At 58.4% G+C, this 15,975-nt stretch carries 13 protein-coding genes and 1 pseudogene; 1 reads left to right on the top strand and 13 read right to left on the bottom strand.

Features of this window, described 5'->3' with window-relative positions; genetic code table 11:
- Positions 1-55 precede the first annotated feature (55 nt).
- The 13 genes and pseudogenes from B347_RS27245 to B347_RS0118310 form a co-directional block, all read right to left on the bottom strand.
- The gene (locus B347_RS27245) at positions 56-844 is read right to left on the bottom strand and encodes a methyl-accepting chemotaxis protein (protein WP_423812789.1); all 789 of its coding nucleotides are present in this window, start codon (positions 842-844) and stop codon (positions 56-58) included.
- A 69-nt stretch (positions 845-913) separates the two neighbouring features.
- Positions 914-1,174: pseudogene (locus tag B347_RS27240) on the bottom strand (HAMP domain-containing protein); the annotation flags it as partial.
- A 1,037-nt stretch (positions 1,175-2,211) separates the two neighbouring features.
- Complete coding sequence (locus tag B347_RS0118360; RefSeq protein ID WP_019411159.1) at positions 2,212-3,501, bottom strand: adenylosuccinate synthase; 1,290 nt, start codon at positions 3,499-3,501, stop codon at positions 2,212-2,214.
- A 57-nt stretch (positions 3,502-3,558) separates the two neighbouring features.
- Positions 3,559-4,746, bottom strand: a complete 1,188-nt coding sequence (locus tag B347_RS0118355) for an ATP phosphoribosyltransferase regulatory subunit (protein ID WP_019411158.1) — start codon at positions 4,744-4,746, stop codon at positions 3,559-3,561.
- 372 nt (positions 4,747-5,118) lie between these two features.
- The gene (gene hflC / locus B347_RS0118350) at positions 5,119-5,997 is read right to left on the bottom strand and encodes a protease modulator HflC (RefSeq protein ID WP_019411157.1); all 879 of its coding nucleotides are present in this window, start codon (positions 5,995-5,997) and stop codon (positions 5,119-5,121) included.
- A complete protein-coding gene (hflK, locus tag B347_RS0118345) occupies positions 5,997-7,178 on the bottom strand; it encodes an FtsH protease activity modulator HflK (RefSeq protein ID WP_019411156.1) in 1,182 nt (393 codons plus the stop codon). Before hflK ends, hflC begins: the two co-directional genes overlap by 1 nt.
- Positions 7,179-7,274: 96 nt before the next feature.
- Complete coding sequence (gene hflX / locus B347_RS0118340) at positions 7,275-8,576, bottom strand: ribosome rescue GTPase HflX (protein WP_019411155.1); 1,302 nt, start codon at positions 8,574-8,576, stop codon at positions 7,275-7,277.
- A 12-nt stretch (positions 8,577-8,588) separates the two neighbouring features.
- Positions 8,589-8,849 carry an RNA chaperone Hfq gene (hfq, locus tag B347_RS0118335; RefSeq protein WP_019411154.1) on the bottom strand — a complete coding sequence of 87 codons (261 nt, stop codon included), beginning with the start codon at positions 8,847-8,849 and terminating at the stop codon, positions 8,589-8,591.
- A 90-nt stretch (positions 8,850-8,939) separates the two neighbouring features.
- Positions 8,940-9,920 carry a tRNA (adenosine(37)-N6)-dimethylallyltransferase MiaA gene (miaA, locus tag B347_RS0118330; RefSeq protein WP_019411153.1) on the bottom strand — a complete coding sequence of 327 codons (981 nt, stop codon included), beginning with the start codon at positions 9,918-9,920 and terminating at the stop codon, positions 8,940-8,942.
- A complete protein-coding gene (mutL, locus tag B347_RS0118325) occupies positions 9,920-11,833 on the bottom strand; it encodes a DNA mismatch repair endonuclease MutL (protein ID WP_019411152.1) in 1,914 nt (637 codons plus the stop codon). Before mutL ends, miaA begins: the two co-directional genes overlap by 1 nt.
- Complete coding sequence (locus tag B347_RS0118320; protein WP_202800818.1) at positions 11,830-13,257, bottom strand: N-acetylmuramoyl-L-alanine amidase; 1,428 nt, start codon at positions 13,255-13,257, stop codon at positions 11,830-11,832. Before B347_RS0118320 ends, mutL begins: the two co-directional genes overlap by 4 nt.
- A gap of 2 nt (positions 13,258-13,259) precedes the next feature.
- Positions 13,260-13,730, bottom strand: coding sequence for a tRNA (adenosine(37)-N6)-threonylcarbamoyltransferase complex ATPase subunit type 1 TsaE (gene tsaE, locus B347_RS0118315; RefSeq protein ID WP_019411150.1), 471 nt, complete (start codon positions 13,728-13,730; stop codon positions 13,260-13,262).
- Positions 13,718-14,578 (bottom strand): NAD(P)H-hydrate dehydratase, encoded by an 861-nt coding sequence (locus B347_RS0118310; RefSeq protein WP_019411149.1) that lies wholly within the window; start codon positions 14,576-14,578, stop codon positions 13,718-13,720. Before B347_RS0118310 ends, tsaE begins: the two co-directional genes overlap by 13 nt.
- Positions 14,579-14,640: 62 nt before the next feature.
- Here B347_RS0118310 and queG point away from each other — a divergent pair, with 62 nt between their 5' ends.
- Positions 14,641-15,708, top strand: a complete 1,068-nt coding sequence (gene queG, locus B347_RS0118305; RefSeq protein ID WP_026014277.1) for a tRNA epoxyqueuosine(34) reductase QueG — start codon at positions 14,641-14,643, stop codon at positions 15,706-15,708.
- Positions 15,709-15,975 lie beyond the last annotated feature (267 nt).

The raw sequence follows: 15,975 nt of genomic DNA, 5'->3' as shown, positions 1-15,975 counted from the left end.
CCGCATCGCTACTAACGCGAGCAAGCCCGCTCCCACAGGATCAAACAGCGCATTTCTAAGCCCTGAACTGCCCCAAGCTCGCTTTCAGTTGCGCCGCTAAACCATCCAATACCTTGCCGCTGGCCGTGGTCTGAGTCACCGCCTCTGCGGCGCGCTCAGCCTGAGCATGAATCACCTCTACCCGCCCGCGCACCGCATGCGCTCCCTGCGCCTGATGCGCCGCAGCTTTGGTGGCCTCCCCTATCGCCGTGTGAACTTGCTCAACCGACGCCTGCACGCTCTGCTGCAATTGCACACTACCGCGCAACACCGCCAAGCCCTCATCAGCTTGGCGTCCAGCCTGCGCTATCGCTGCCACTGCTTCTTTGGCGCCCTGCTGCAAGGCCACGATATGTGCCTGAATATCGCCTGTAGAGCTTTGTGTCTTGCTCGCCAGCGCACGCACTTCATCCGCCACCACGGCAAAACCACGCCCTGTCTCACCCGCCCGCGCCGCTTCAATGGCTGCGTTCAACGCCAACAAATTAGTTTGCTCGGCGATGCCATGAATCACCGTCAGCACCACCTCTATCTGTTCACTTTGCTGTGCCAGTCGCTCGATGACCTTGGCGCCGGCACCCACTTGCCCAGCCAGCGCTTCGATCAAACCGCCTACTTGCGCTGAAGTGCGAGTGTTCTCATCGGTGGCCTGACGAATATCCACCACCTGTTTGAGCGCCGCCTGCATGGCTTGGCTTTCAGACTGTGCGTCATCGGCCATGGTCGACAGCGCCTTGAGGCTCTGCGCCACTTCATCACGCTGCAACTGCGCGGCCGCATCCGCCCCGGCATTGCGTACGCTCATGGCGCTAATCTCGACCCCGGTGCGCTGCGCCACATCCCCGGCTTCTCGCACGATGGGCTGTAACTTGTCGACAAAGCGGTTAACCGCCGCCGCCATGTCACCAATTTCGTCTTTGCTGTTCAGGCCCACACGCTTAGTCAAATCGCCATCGCCCGCCGCCAGGTCATTCAGCGCCGCAATCAACAGCAGTAATTTGTTGACCACACGCCTACCCAACACCACCGCCAGCAACAGCAATACACCCAAGCCCACCAGCGCTAGGCCCAAACCGATGCGCCAGCGCAAAGTGTCTGCCGCATCCTGCACCGTCAGCGCCGTATTGGCCTGCATCTGCGCCGCCGCAGCCTGAGCCGACTGCAAACGTGCGCCCAAAGCCTTTGAGCTGTCGTTCGCCGCACCTTGCAGGCTTTCGTCGACCAATTGCTCACTGCTGGCTATCAGCAATGCAAAGCGCTTATCCAAAGCCGCCAGCTCCTGTTCAACCGACGCGGTGGAAACCCCCATTAAAACTTTGCCGATCTCAACCCCATTAGGACTGATAGGCGCTTCGAGGTAGTACACCGCCGGGTCGCTGCGCGCCGCATCTAAGACTTTGTCCAGTGCACGCTCGCCCTTGCCCTTTTCCAGCAGCGCTTGGTTGATGGGGTTGTCTCGATTGAGATAACGCGTCAGGTGTTGCCCCGTCGCGTCGTCGTAGACCACAAACAACACATTAGGATTTCGCTGAGCACGGCGCGCGAATTCAGACAGCGCAGGCACATCGTTGTCCCACATTGCACGGGGCGCAACAGACGCCAGCAATTGCGCCATATCATTTGCCGAGTCTTTAAGACTCTTCTCCAGCGTTTCCCACAATTGCATTTGCTCTTCTTTCAGACGCGGTGCTAAGCCTGCGGTCAGGCGTTGGCGGGTGCTAGAAGATAACCCTTCAAGACTGCTCTTGACCTCACGGTCTGCCTGCGCCAATTCAGCCGAGAGCTTTTGACTGTCAGAGGCCAGACCCGCGTCTAAATCAGACTCCAACGCCGTGACCGTGCTCCGTGTGAGTGCAACAGCCACCAGCACTTGCACCAAAAGGGCGATACCGAGGGTAACGAATACAGGCCGCAGCAAACGGCTTTGTAACAATGAGAGAACGGCAGACACAGAAAAACCCTCTACAACGGTGCCATTATATTGATGGCACACTAATAGCATTTTCAAAGCAAGGGTCGTGCCGCGGGTCTGCTGACTGTAGAAGCGAGCTTGCCTCGCGAGCGTTTAGAAGATCAAAAGATCGCGAGCAATCGAGCGTCGACCGGCTGCTCCTACAAAGGGCTAAAACAACAAAAGGCCCCGAAGGGCCCTTTGTTTTGTATCGCGACGTGTTACGCGAACGGGTGACGCAAAACGATGGTTTCGTTGCGGTCCGGACCTGTCGAGACGATGTCGATCGGCGCGCCGATCAGTGCTTCTACGCGCTTGATGTAAGCGCGGGCGTTTTCTGGCAGCTCTTCCAGGGTTTTGGCACCCACGGTCGATTCGGTCCAGCCCGGTACGGTTTCGTACACAGGCTCCAGGCCTACGTAGCTGTCAGCATCAGTCGGCGCCACTTCAACACCGTTTGCATCTTTGTAGCCGACGCAGATGTTGATGGTTTCCAGACCGTCGAGTACGTCCAGCTTGGTCAGGCAGATGCCCGAGATGCTGTTCACATCGATAGCGCGACGCAAGATAACGGCGTCGAACCAGCCACAACGACGAGCACGACCAGTGGTAGCACCGAACTCGTGACCTTGTTTGGCCAAGTGAGCACCAACGTCGTCGAACAGTTCAGTCGGGAACGGGCCAGAACCTACGCGAGTGGTGTAAGCCTTGGTGATGCCCAGGATGTAATCCAGGAACATCGGGCCAACGCCCGAACCGGTGGCAACGCCACCCGCAGTGGTGTTGGAGCTGGTGACGTACGGGTAGGTACCGTGGTCGATGTCCAGCAACGAACCTTGAGCGCCCTCGAACATGATGTCTTTGCCAGCGCGACGCAGGTCGTGCAGCTCAGCAGTCACGTCCAGCATCAACGGCTTCAACAGCTCAGCGTATTCTTTGCACTCGGCCAGCGTCTTGTCGAAGTCGATGGCGGTTTCTTTGTAGTAACCGACCAGCATGAAGTTGTGGTAGTCCACCAACTCGCGCAGTTTGGCTTCAAAACGCGGCATGTTCAGCAAGTCGCCAACACGCAGGCCACGACGAGCAACCTTGTCTTCGTAAGCCGGGCCGATGCCACGACCGGTCGTACCGATCTTCAGCTCGCCACGGGCTTTTTCACGGGCTTGGTCCAACGCAACGTGGAACGACAGGATCAGCGGGCAAGAAGGGCTGATACGCAAGCGCTCGCGCACCGGTACGCCTTTCTCTTCCAGCTTGATGATTTCACGCAACAGGGCGTCGGGAGCAACCACCACACCGTTACCGATCAGGCACTGCACGCCTTCGCGCAGCACGCCCGAGGGGATCAGGTGCAGAACGGTTTTTTCGCCGTCGATTACCAAGGTGTGGCCAGCATTGTGGCCACCTTGGTAGCGCACTACAGCGGCAGCATGTTCGGTCAGCAGATCAACGATCTTGCCTTTGCCCTCATCACCCCATTGGGTGCCCAGGACTACGACATTCTTACCCATAACACTTGTCCTCATTCGCGCAAACTTGGTGCCGGCAACAACCGCCGGCAGGAAAACTCAAGAAACCAGCGGCACTACTTGCCACAAGCCGTTCTGCTGAATCAATTGGCGGTCGCAGTCCGCGTCACGGGCGGCGGCTTGTGGCTGCCCAGGCAATGCCTGAACCACACGCTGACCTTCACTGCGAAGCTGGCAAACCTGCTGCCAGAGTGCCGCATCTGTGCTGTCAGGCATCCAGATACCGCCAGACGGTAACTCGACTTCAGCACGCCCCAGGGTCACCAGGGTTTTCAAATCGGTCGAAAAGCCGGTCGCCGGACGGGCACGCCCGAACACAGCACCGATGTCGTCATAACGACCGCCCTGAGCGATGGAATCTCCAACGCCCGGTACAAAAACCGCAAACACCACACCTGTGTGGTAGTGATACCCACGCAACTCACCCAGGTCAAAATACAGCGGCAACTGCGGAAAACGCACAGACAACCGCTCGGCAATTGCCAGCAAGTCGTCCAGAGCCGCCAGAACCGGGGCCGGAGCCTTGGCCAGACGCTCACGCGCAGCAACCAGCACTTCGCGGCCGCCACACAATCCAACCAATGCCTGGAGCATGCCTGCCAAATCAGCCGGCAAGCCTTCGGTCAAGGCCGTTACTTCGTCGATCGCCTTACGTTGCAGGGCGTCGAACAATTGTTGTTCCACTTCAACCGACAGGTTGGCCGCACGGGCCAGCCCACGGTAAATGCCTACATGCCCAAGGTCCATATGTACATCCGGCACATCGGCCAGTTGCAACATCGCCAGCATCAGGCTGATGACTTCTACGTCGCTGCTCGGGCTTGCATCGCCATACAACTCGGCACCCAACTGGATCGGGCTACGCGAGGATGACAACGCGCGCGGCTGAGCATGCAGCACGCTACCGGCGTAGCACAGACGGCTCGGACCTTCGCGACGCAAGGTGTGCGCATCGATGCGCGCCACTTGCGGCGTTATGTCGGCACGAAAACCCATCTGGCGACCCGTTTTCGGGTCAATAACCTTGAAGGTCCGCAAGTCGAGATCCTGGCCAGCTCCTGTTAGCAAGGACTCCAGGTATTCGATATGCGGGGTGACGACGAACTCATAGCCCCAGCTCTGGAACAGATCCAACACCTGACGCCGCGCGACTTCAATGCGGGCTGCTTCAGGTGGAAGTACTTCTTCGATGCCATCTGGCAGAAGCCAGCGGTCTACCGTTGCCATTACGCCATTCCCCTATGATCCGGGCGGCCAGCCAGCAGGCGAGCCTTGAGTAAAGCAGAACGTGGCTGTGTCTTCAGCGCGCACAGCAAAAAAGCCTGAATGACAGGCTCAGCACATTCCTCGAAAAATCTGCCGACGCTGTAACAGCCATTCGGTCAATCAAACATGCAGACGCAAAAAAGCCGGGAATTTCCCGGCTGCCGCATCATACACACGTTTTATAAAAGGATCACCCCGCGAGGCAATTTGCCCGCCCGGCGGAGTGAATGCATGCTCCCAAAACCTCTGTAGCAGCGCTTGTTCGCGATCTTTTAACACTCAAAAGATCGCGAGCGAGCTTGTTCCTACAGAAGCGGAAGGGAGCCGCTCCTTTTACTGCTGTGCAGGCTTGGACTTTTCCAGGTAGCGGAAAAAGTCGCTGCTTGGGTCTAGGACCAGTACATCGCTCTTGTTCGCAAAGCTTTCGCGGTAAGCGCGCAGGCTGCGATAGAACTTGTAGAACTCTTGGTCCTGACCGTAAGCCTTGGCGTAAATCGCAGCAGCCTGGGCATCACCATCACCGCGTGCTTCTTCGGACTGGCGATAAGCCTCGGCCACCAGAACACGACGTTGACGGTCGGCGTCAGCACGAATGCCTTCTGCCAGTTCGTTACCCTTGGCCCGATGCTCACGTGCTTCACGCTCACGCTCGGTGCTCATACGTTCGAAAACGCTGCGGTTTACTTCTTTAGGCAGGTCAATGGCCTTGACGCGAACGTCGACCACTTCGATACCCAGCTCTTTCTCAGCCATTTTGTTCAGCGATGCGGTGATGTCAGCCATCAGTGCATCACGCTCACCCGACACCACTTCGTGCAAGGTGCGCTTACCGAACTGGTCACGCAGGCCAGACTCCAGACGACGCGACAAGCGCTCGTCAGCAATCTGCTTCATGCCCGACGTTGCGGTGTAGAAGCGCTCGGCATCTTTCACACGCCACTTGGCGAAGGCATCAACCATGACCGCTTTCTTTTCCAGCGTCAGAAAACGCTGAGTCGGCGCATCCAGCGTCATCAGGCGGGCGTCGAACTTGCGCACCTGGTTAACATAAGGAATTTTCACGTGCAGGCCCGGCTGAACATCCGCCTGAACCACACGGCCGAAGCGCAACAGCACTGCACGCTCAGTTTGCGAGACGATGTAGAAGCTGTTCCAGGCAACGATCGCCACGACAACGGCAACAATAAGGGCGATCAGCGATTTATTGCTCATCAGCGACTCTCCCTGGTACGCGGTGGTGTCGGCAGATCCGTGTTGATGTGCGAGCTTGAATCATTGGCGCTCGCCGCAGCTGCCGAACCCGTTGCCGGGGTGCTGCCATTACGGCCTTCGATCATTTTGTCCAACGGCAAGTACAGCAGGTTGCTCTGGCCGTTTTTGTTACCGGTCACGAGTACTTTGCTGGTGTTGCTGAAGACTTCCTGCATGGTGTCCAAGTACAGACGGTCACGGGTCACTTCAGGATTTTTGCGGTACTCGGCCACCAGCTTGGTAAAGCGGTCGGCTTCACCCTTGGCGCGAGAAACCACTTCATCACGGTAGCCGTTGGCATCTTCGATGATGCGCTGAGCCTGACCACGGGCTTCCGGCACCACGCCATTGGCGTAGCCTTCGGCCTGGTTGCGGGCACGCTGCTCGTCTTCACGGGCACGGATCACATCATCAAAGGCTTCCTGCACTTCACGCGGTGCCGCAGCGTTTTGTACGTTGACCTGAGTCACAGTGATACCGGTTTTGTAGGTATCGAGGAAACGCTGCAAGCGCTCCTTGACGTCTACAGCCATTTGTTCACGACCATCGGTCAGCACCTGATCCATCGAAGTGGAGCCCACGACGTGGCGCAAGGCGCTGTCGGTGGCTTGTTGCAGGCTGACTTCCGGTTGATCAACGTTGAGCACGAAGTCGCGCAGGTTGCTGATCTTGTACTGCACGGTCAGCGGCACTTCGACGATGTTTTCGTCTTCAGTGAGCATCTGACCCTGCTTGGTGTACGCACGCTCACGCGTCACGTTTTCCATGTACTTTTTATCGAACGGAGGTAAGTAGATGTTCAGACCCGGTCCTACGGTTTCGTAGTACTTGCCCAGGCGCAGCACCACGGCTTGCTCCTGTTCGTCGACTACATATACCGCGCTGTACAGCCACGCGGCTGCCAACACGACCAAACCGATACCGAGCAAACCGAAGCCAGCACCCTTACCGCTTGGGCCGCCTTCGTTGCCACTACCGCCAGTACGTTTTTTTCCACCACCGAACAACCCATTCAGGCTTTCCTGTAGCTTTCGGAAGGCCTCGTCGAGATCTGGTGGCCCCTTGCGGTCGCCATTTTTAGGGCGTTTGCTACCCCAGGGATCTTGATTATTCGAGTTGCCACCCGGCTCATTCCAAGCCATAGCGCTCTCCATCTGATAAAGCAAAGACGCGCCCACGGCGCGCCGACCAATGCTACAGAATGCCTATCACAGCGGCACAGCCGCTTTGCGAGGCTTTTATTGCAAAGTGTGTTCTTCGATGAATTCCAGCGGCTGCATCCCTTCACGGCTGACCAAGCGATTTAGCTCGGAACGCGGCAGGCGTACGTCCAACAAACTGGCTCCCTCATCGTCATGCTGTTCCTTTTGCACAACTCCCAGTTCGAAGAATTGTGCACGCAGTCGAGCAAAACGCTGCGGCAAGCGCAAGGTCCCGACGAACAAATCGTTACCCAGCAACTCGGCGATAGCTTGCTCAAGCAACTCCAACCCTTGACCTTCACGGGCCGACAACCAGACTCGCTGCGGTTTGCCATCGGCATCGCGCTGGATCTGCGGTTCTACACCTTCAATCAAATCGATTTTGTTGTAGACCTCTAGGATCGGCAAGTCCTGGGCACCAATTTCGCCCAACACCACCATCACTTGTTCGATCTGCTGCATGCGCTCAGGCTCGTGCGCATCGATCACGTGCAGCAGCAAGTCAGAGTTACTCGACTCTTCGAGCGTAGACCGAAATGCTTCAACAAGCTTGTGCGGAAGATGACGAATAAAGCCCACGGTATCGGCCAGCACAATCGGCCCTAGGTCGCCCAGATCAAGGCGGCGCAAGGTCGGGTCGAGCGTGGCGAACAATTGGTCAGCGGCGAAGACATCAGAGCCGGTGACCGCATTGAACAACGTGGATTTGCCGGCGTTGGTGTACCCCACCAGCGACACCGTAGGAATGTCGGCGCGCTGGCGCCCTCTACGGGATTGCTCACGTTGACTGCGGACTTTTTTCAGGCGTGCCTTGATCTGACTGATGCGGATACGCAACAGACGGCGGTCGGTTTCGAGCTGGGTTTCACCCGGCCCGCGCATACCAATGCCGCCACCTTGACGCTCAAGGTGAGTCCAGCCACGCACAAGACGCGTGCTCATGTGGTCAAGCTGAGCCAGTTCGACTTGCAGCTTACCTTCATGGGTACGGGCGCGTTGAGCGAAGATGTCGAGAATCAGCCCGGTACGGTCAAGCACGCGGCACTCGAAAACACGTTCGAGGTTACGCTCCTGACTGGGCGTGAGGACGTGATTGAAAATCACAATATCGACCTTCTCGGCCTTGACCAGGTCGCGTAACTCCTCGACCTTGCCACTGCCAATCAGGTACTTGGCCGATGGCCGATGACGCGGCACGTTAAAAAACGCGACGGTCTCGGCGCCAGCCGATACAGCTAATTCCTGAAACTCCTGCGGATCTTCGCGCGCCTCAGGGTCCTGACCTTCCAAGTGAACGAGGATCGCTCGCTCACCACCACCGTGGCGCTCAAAGAACAAAGCAGACTCCTATCAGGCGTTACCTGGTTCAGCGTCTGCCAGTTCCGATTCAGTTGCGCTAGGCAAACGAATTGGACGCACTGGTACTACTGTCGAGATAGCGTGTTTGTAAACCATTTGGCTGACGGTGTTTTTCAGCAGGATAACGAACTGGTCGAAGGACTCGATAGTCCCCTGCAGCTTGATCCCATTGACCAAGTAGATAGAAACGCCAACCTTCTCTTTACGCAAAGTATTCAAGTAAGGGTCTTGTAGCGAATGCCCTTTTGACATATGCCGCACTCCTGTAAGGATAAAAAATAGAAACAAAAATTAGATGGCTGGTGTCGCCATACCCATAGGATAGACGGCAATTCCCAAGACTCAGCTCAATATGGAGACCGAATTTAGGTATTTCAAGGTTCGTGGCAGATTGTCGCAGTCCAGGCTGTCTAGCCAATGTAGATCATCCCAACTGCGTAACCAGGTGAACTGACGCTTAGCCAATTGGCGCGTAGCAATGATGCCGCGCTCCTGCATCTCGGTCGCTGTCAGCTTGCCGTCCAGATAATCCCAGACTTGGCGGTAGCCCACTGCACGTATAGACGGCAACCCGGCATGCAGGTCACTTCTATTACGCAGGGCTAAGACCTCGTCAATGAATCCCTGTTCCAGCATTTGCCCGAATCTTTGTGCAATTCTTTCATGCAGCACCTGCCGATTCGCCGGAGCGATGGCCAGTTGCGCGACAGTATAGGGCAATTGTCCCCGCCCAGAAGCTGCTGCTTTAGTAGATTGCTCAGATTGTTTTTGGCGATGGGCCGTCATGCTCATGCCACTCACCCGATAAACCTCTAACGCACGGGTGAGGCGCTGCGGATCATTAGGGTGAATACGCGCCGCAGACTCCGGATCGATGGCCGCCAACTGATCGTGCAGGGCTTGCCAGCCCAAGCGCTGAGCTTCTTCTTCAAGCTGCGCACGCACGTGGGGGTCAGCCGCTGGCATGTCCGCCAGCCCGTCAAGGAGCGCCTTGTAATAAAGCATGGTGCCGCCCACCAGCAGCGGGATATTGCCCCGCGCGGTGATTTCGGCCATGGCCTTAAGCGCGTCACGGCGAAAATCAGCCGCAGAATAGCTCTCGACCGGGTCGATGATGTCGATTAACTGATGCGGATGCGCTGCCAGAATATCCTTCGATGGCTTGGCCGTGCCGATGTCCATGCCGCGATACACCAGCGCAGAATCGACACTGATCAGCTCACAGGGCAGCACCTTGCTCAGCTCAATCGCTAGGTCGGTTTTGCCTGCGGCCGTCGGCCCCATCAAAAAGATGGCCGGGGGTAAAGCGTTGGAACCTGTCATCAGCGACCGCGCAAAAAGAGTTTGTCCAAGTCGTCCAGGCCCATTTGGGTCCAGGTCGGACGACCATGATTGCACTGACCGCTGCGCTCGGTGTTTTCCATGTCACGCAACAAGCCGTTCATTTCCGGCACCGCCAAACGGCGATTGGCCCGAATCGCGCCGTGGCACGCCATGGTGCCGAGCAATTCGTTGAGGTGCGCCTGAATCCGGTCACTGGTGCCGTATTCCATCAAATCAGCCAGCACGTCATGCACCAGGCGCTGCGCCTCAGCTTGCTTGAGCAATGCCGGAATCTGGCGAATAGCCAAGGTTTCCGGGCCTAGACGCTGCAACTCGAAACCCAGCCGCTGGAACCATTCGGCGTGCTCTTCGGCGCAATCGGCCTCACGCTGACTGACCGCAATCGACTCTGGCACCAGCAGCGGCTGGCCACTCAAACCTTCGCTGGCCATGGCGATTTTAAGGCGCTCGTACATGATCCGCTCGTGGGCCGCGTGCATGTCTACCAGCACCAGCCCGTGGGCGTTTTCGGCAAGGATATAAATACCCTTGAGCTGCGCCAGGGCAAAACCCAGTGGTGGAATATCCCCCTGCCCGTCAGGCAACGGCGCCGCATTGGCCTCGGGCAGTGGCGCAAAAAACTCGCGGTAGGCGTTTTTAGCTTCAGCAGTCGGCACCGACGGTGTCGAAGACGGCGGGCGATAGTAAGACTGATAGCCCGCTCCGGCGCCAGACCCAGGTACATGTGGTGCAGGCGCAGCCTGCGGTTGCTCCAGCAGGTGGGCGGCCAGGCGCATCTCGCCTTGCGGGCCGAACTCGCCGGCGTCTATGCCGGTTGGGCGCTCCGCACCTGGCACGGGCGCGGGCGCCGCCAACTGGTTTTCGGGACGCACATCGCCCAAGGCGCGGTGCAAGGTGCCGTACAAAAAGTCATGCACCATGCGCCCATCACGAAAGCGCACTTCGTGTTTGGTCGGGTGAACGTTGACGTCGACCACCGAAGGGTCCACTTCAAAAAACAGCACAAACGTCGGGTGCCGACCATTGAACAGCACATCGCGATAAGCCTGACGCACCGCGTGCGCCACCAGTTTGTCGCGGACCGCACGGCCATTCACATAGAAATACTGCAAGTCGGCCTGGCTGCGCGAAAAGGTCGGCAACCCAACCCAACCCCACAAATGCAAACCGTTGCGTTCCACTTCAATCGGCAGCGCTTGCTCTAGAAACGCTGGGCCGCACACCGCCGCCACGCGCCGGGCGCGGGCCGTATCGTCACGGGCCTCATGCAAATTGAGGATGCTTTTGCCGTTGTGGCGCAAATTAAAAGCCACATCAAACCGCGCAAGCGCCAAACGCTTGATCACTTCTTGCAGGTGATCGAATTCGGTTTTCTCGGTTTTGAGAAATTTGCGCCGCGCCGGGGTGTTGAAAAACAGGTCACGGACTTCAACCGAGGTGCCGACCGGGTGCGCTGCGGGCTGAACCCTGGGTGCCATGTCGCGGCCTTCGGTTTCAACCTGCCAAGCCTGATCGGCACCACGGGTGCGCGACGTCAGGGTAAGGCGGGCCACCGAACTGATGGAGGCCAAGGCCTCCCCGCGAAAGCCCAAGCTCATCACCCGTTCAAGGTCTTCAAGGTCACGGATTTTGCTGGTGGCGTGTCGCGCCAGCGCCAGCGGCAAGTCGTCGCTGGAAATACCGCTGCCGTCGTCACGCACCCGCAGCAGCTTGATCCCGGCCTGCTCCACGTCCACATCTATGCGTTTGGCACCCGAATCGAGGCTGTTTTCCAGCAACTCTTTGATCACCGATGCCGGGCGCTCAACCACTTCACCCGCGGCAATCTGGTTAGCCAGACGCGGGCTGAGCAGTTCAATGCGAGTGGTACTGCTTAAGAGCTCTTCACTCATTGCTTGGACGCCAGGTCGGTGGCCGGAATATTCAGGTTTTGGCCAACTTTCAGCTCGTCGGTTCGCAGGTTGTTGCTGGAACGCAGCGACGCCACACCCACTTGATAGCGCACAGCAATCATCGCCAAGGTTTCACCAGGGCGCACGGTGTGCTCGCGAGTGCCTTGGGCGATCTTGCCGGTGTCACGCAGCCAGGCAATGTAAGTGCCCGGTGGCGGGTTTTGCTGGAAGAACTGACGCACGCCGCTGCTGATCGAACGCGCCAGCGCTTGCTGGTGACTGCTCGACGCCAGCTTGGACGCTTCGTTGGAGTTTGAGATAAACCCGGTTTCGACGAGGATCGACGGAATATCTGGCGACTTGAGCACCATAAACCCGGCTTGCTCAACACGCTGCTTGTGCAAGGGAGTGACCCGGCCAATGTTGCTCAGCACTTTCTGCCCAACATTGAGGCTGGACGTCAGCGAGGCGGTCATCGACAAGTCGAGCAGCACGCCCGCCAGCATCCGGTCCTTGTCATCGAGACTCACGTTACCCGCACCACCGATCAAGTCAGAACGGTTTTCGCTGTCAGCCAACCAGCGCGCGGTTTCAGACGTCGCACCGCGTTCAGACAACGCAAACACCGACGCACCAAAGGCCGCCTTGGACGGCGCGGCGTCGGCGTGAATCGACACAAACAGGTCGGCACCCTTCTTACGGGCGATTTCGGTACGGCCACGCAGCGGAATGAAGTAGTCGCCAGAACGGGTCAGCTCTGCTCTAAAGCCCTTCATGCCATTGATCTGGCGCTGCAACTCTCTGGCAATCGCCAGCACCACGTCTTTTTCGTGCTGACCACCCGAACCTGAAGCGCCGGGGTCTTCGCCACCGTGGCCGGGGTCAATCATCACAATAATGTCGCGCTTGCCACTCGGCGCAGGCGGCAGTTTGATCTCGGGCTGCGCAGGCGTTACCGGGACCACAGGTACCTTGGCCACATTGGTGGCAGGCAAGCTTGGCGCCACATCGGCACCCTGATCGAACAGGTCGACCACCAAACGGTTGCCGTACTGGGCATTGGGCGCCAGCACAAAGCTCTTGGGCGTGACCGGTTTTTTAAGGTCGATCACCACCCGCAAATCGGTCGGGGTGCGTTGCGCTGAACGCATGCTGGTGATTGGCGTGTTGGCCGTTGCCACATTCAACGGCCCGGCCAGGGTCGCGCCGTTGATATCAATCACCAGACGATCAGGCGACGTCAGCGTAAACACGCTGTGTTGCACCGGGCCAGTCAGGTCAAACACCAGCCGTGTGTTGTCAGGGGCACGCCACAAACGCACGCTTTTCACTTGTGTCGCTGCCACGGCATTCACCGCCATGACACTCAGCAACAGACCTACGGCGACACTGACCAACGCGCGAAAGCGCATACCAAACCCCATCATTATTTGAATTCCAATGCCAACGCTTCACACCAAGACTCGCCACGCGGGCCTTGTGCCGACACCTTCAGCGAGCGCCCGGCGTTGTACGGGCTAATGGTAATGGTCAGGTCAGGCTTTGGCAAAAAGCCTGCACCCTTATCGGGCCACTCGATGAGGCATAAGGCGTCATCGTCAAAATAATCGCGGATGCCCATGTATTCCAGCTCTTCAGGGTCAACCAGACGATACAAATCGAAATGGAATGCCCTGATCTCACCAATTTCGTAAGGCTCCACCAATGTAAATGTAGGACTTTTTACAGCTCCCACATGCCCAAGGCCGCGAATGATGCCCCGTGACAGGGTGGTTTTACCCGCCCCTAAGTCTCCTTCAAGAAAAATCACGCCATGTCCTTGGGTGATACGAGCCAACTGCCCGCCAAATGCGACCATGGCCGCTTCATCAGCCAGTTGCAGTACTAATTCAGACACGGTGCTTGCTCCTCCAACAACTGACGAATGGCTGGAATCAAATCACTGGCCGCCAGCCCACGGCCCAATTGCCCTTGTTGCTCACCTGCGCGGGCATGCAACCACACCGCCAGGCACGCGGCGTCGAATGCCGTCATGCCCTGCGCCAACAGCGCGCCAAGCACACCGGCCAGCACATCACCCAAACCGGCCGTGGCCATGGCCGGATGACCGTGCGTGCACAGTGCCAATTCGCCATCCAGGCCTGCGATCAACGTGCCCGCCCCTTTAAGGACGCACACCGTTGAGTATTTTTTAACCAGCGCCCGAGCCGCAGCCGGGCGATCGGCCTGCACCTGTTCAGTGCTAAGGCCCAGCAAACGCGCGGCTTCGCCGGGGTGCGGCGTGAGTACCGAGCCCGGTGGCACATCAAACTGCGCGTTGGACAACAGATTTAGCGCATCGGCATCCCATACTTGAGGCATTTTTGCTTGAGCCGCTGCCGACAACACACTACGCCCCCACGCGGCCTGCCCTAACCCAGGCCCCACCACGACCACCGAGGCTTGTGCCAATACGCCCATCAGCTGGTTCGCCGACAACACGCCCAAGGTCATCACCTCAGGCAGCCGGGTCAAGGCCGCAGGCACATGCTCGGGCCGGGTGGCCAGCGACACGAGGCCCGCGCCACAACGCATCGCGCTCTGCGCACTCAGGGCAATGGAGCCGCCAAAACCCCGGTCGCCGCCAATCAGCAGCACATGCCCGAACTGGCCCTTGTGCGCGCTTGGCGCACGCGCAGGCAGTCGCGCCAAGGTATCTGCGAGCAGTGGCTGGGGTTCAGGAAACAGGTGTTTGGTCTGCGGCATACGTGTCGGGCTCCGATGTCTGGCAGAATTATACGCATCTCAGCTCCGGTTTCTCTTGCCTCATGCCTGCTATTACTGACGACCTCCCCGCTCTTGCTCAGTCCATCAAGGAATGGGGCCGCGAGTTGGGCTTTCAACAAGTCGCCATTGCCGGCCTCGACCTGGGAGAACACGAACACCATCTGGAGCGCTGGCTGGCCGCTGGCTACCACGGTGACATGGACTACATGGCCGCCCATGGCAGCAAACGCTCACACCCCGAAGAACTGGTGCCCGGTACACTGCGCGTGGTGTCGTTGCGCATGGACTACCTGCCCGGCGACACCCACATGGCGCAATTGCTGGCCCAGCCCGAAAAAGCCTACGTGTCGCGCTACGCCTTGGGCCGCGACTATCACAAGCTGATCCGCAAGCGCGTACAGCAACTGGCCGACCGCATTCAAAAAGACATCGGCCCATTCGGCTTTCGCGCGTTTGTCGACAGCGCCCCGGTGCTGGAAAAAGCCATCGCGCAAAAAGCCGGACTGGGCTGGATCGGCAAAAACACCTTAGTACTCAATCGCAAGGCAGGCAGTTACTTTTTCTTGAGCGAATTGTTTGTGGATTTGCCGCTGCCAGTAGATGAACCTCACGAAACGGAGCATTGCGGGCGCTGCACCGCGTGCTTGGACATTTGCCCGACCAACGCGTTTGTTGGCCCCTACGTGCTGGATGCGCGACGCTGCATTTCGTACCTGACCATCGAACTCAAAACCGCAATCCCGGAAGAGTTGCGCTCGCTGATTGGCAATCGGGTATTTGGCTGCGACGACTGCCAGATCGTCTGCCCCTGGAACCGCTTTGCCCGCACCACGGCCGAGGGCGACTTCAAGCCCCGCCACAACCTGGACAACGCAGGCTTGGCCGAGCTGTTTATGTGGGACGAAGACACGTTTTTAAGCAGCACCGAAGGCTCGCCTCTGCGCCGGGCGGGCTACGAGCGCTGGCTGCGCAACCTGGCGGTGGGCTTGGGCAATGCGCCCTCAACGATTCCCGTGCTGGAAGCGTTGAACGCACGGCGTGATTACCCGTCCGAGCTGGTGCAGGAACACGTGGAGTGGGCGCTCAGGCAGCACGAACAACGCACGTAAGGCCCGCTCCCACAAGGATGTGGTTGTAATTCCCACATAATTCGCAACGTCTGCACCGGCTTCGTCCCTTTCATTCGCAGGACCTTTCCTAGAGAATCCTCCCCGCCTTGTGGCGCTGGAACTGCGCGGATAGTCTCGCCGAGTCACTGATTTCAGTGGCCGGTTTTGACAGACCGTCTGATCTCGCATGACCACTACTGTGTTATGGCGGCCATGTGCGGGGCATCTTCGGGTGCGCCGAGTTCGCGAGACTCCTCGGTCTGTCAA

This window comes from Pseudomonas psychrophila HA-4 (assembly GCF_000282975.1).
In the GTDB taxonomy this organism is placed as follows: Bacteria; Pseudomonadota; Gammaproteobacteria; order Pseudomonadales; family Pseudomonadaceae; genus Aquipseudomonas; species Aquipseudomonas psychrophila_A.
The sequence above is the reverse complement of the archived record's forward strand: the minus strand, read 5'-3'. Positions and strand labels throughout refer to the sequence as shown.